At 68.5% G+C, this 1,026-nt stretch carries 2 protein-coding genes; both read right to left on the bottom strand.

Annotated elements, in window-relative coordinates; translation table 11 throughout:
• Positions 1–81: 81 nt before the first annotated feature.
• Positions 82–450, bottom strand: coding sequence for a hypothetical protein (locus OG538_RS36180; protein ID WP_406099877.1), 369 nt, complete (start codon positions 448–450; stop codon positions 82–84).
• 2 nt (positions 451–452) lie between these two features.
• A complete protein-coding gene (locus tag OG538_RS36175; RefSeq protein WP_014153545.1) occupies positions 453–908 on the bottom strand; it encodes a YbaB/EbfC family nucleoid-associated protein in 456 nt (151 codons plus the stop codon).
• Between the last annotated feature and the right edge of the window lie 118 nt (positions 909–1,026).

Genomic DNA, 1,026 nt, shown 5'->3' with positions numbered 1-1,026 from the left:
CGGGGGCCGTCCTCGTGCCCGCGCGGGCAGGACGGAGCGGCCGCTCCCGTCGTGACGTGGGAGCGGCCTGTGGCGCGGAGGTCAGCGACGCCCATGCCCGCCCGGGCCGTCGAGTCCATCGGTGTCGATGCGGCTGGTGTTCCGCTCGACGTTCTCGATGTTGCGGTCGCGGGTGTCCTTCATCATCCGTACGTTGCCGAGCGTGGCGTCGGTGATGCCCACCAGCGCGTCACGGATGGACAGCATGGTGTCCTTGGTGGTCTGCCGTTCCTTCTGCTCCTGCGGCTTCGCCTTCTCCGCGAACTCGCCCTCCGTGCCGGGCCAGTTGACTGTGGGCGCCAGCTCGTCGAGGAACTCCTCGGTCATGCTCCTGGTCAGGGCGCCGATCTCCTCCAACTGCTTGGCCAGGGCCTCGATGCGATGCGGGTCTACGTAGTACCGCTGTCCCATCGTCAGTCCTCTCCCTCTTCGCCGATCGCGTCGCGCCAGGCAGGCGCCGCCTGGGCATCACGCGCCGTGTCCCCGTCGTCCTCGCGCAGCACCTCGGGACCGAAGATACGCTCCCAGTCCATCTCGAAGCCCTTGAGCTCCGGCACGTTGCTGCTGGGCTCGGTGAAGGGCGCCATCGCCTTCATCACATGGCGGTTCATCTTGAGGCGCGCCGCGTTCGCCGCCTCCAGAACACTGGCGGCCAACTCCTGCGGTGACATGTCGCGGTACTTGTTCTCCAGGAAGTCGATCCCGGTCAGCTCACCCTGCGGTCCCGCGGTGGCTCGGACCGCACGGTCGGAGGAGAGTGCCGCGAACGACGCCGTCCGCAACTCGCGTTCGGTGCGTGCGACAGCCTCCTGGGCCGACTGCAGTTCGGCCATGGCCTTCTCGAGGCGCTTCTCCAGCGGTTCCGTCATGCTCGTTCCCTCCCTCTCCGTCCGTGTGTCCGTGCGTCCGGACGCACTCGCGCCCCCAGGGCCGTGGCCGGCCCCGGCCTCCTGTCGTCCGGCGACAGTGTTGATCTTGCCTGGTGAC

It is taken from the genome of Streptomyces sp. NBC_01013, assembly GCF_045162765.1.
GTDB lineage: Bacteria > Actinomycetota > Actinomycetes > Streptomycetales > Streptomycetaceae > Streptomyces.
Note: the sequence above shows the minus strand (reverse complement) of the source record. Positions and strands in the feature narration are given on the sequence as shown.

Excerpts from the sequence above, each read along its gene's own strand:
- OG538_RS36180 (WP_406099877.1), bottom strand. The coding sequence starts at position 450 with ATGGGACAGCGGTACTACGTAGACCCGCATCGCATCGAGGCCCTGGCC.
- OG538_RS36175 (WP_014153545.1), bottom strand. The coding sequence starts at position 908 with ATGACGGAACCGCTGGAGAAGCGCCTCGAGAAGGCCATGGCCGAACTG.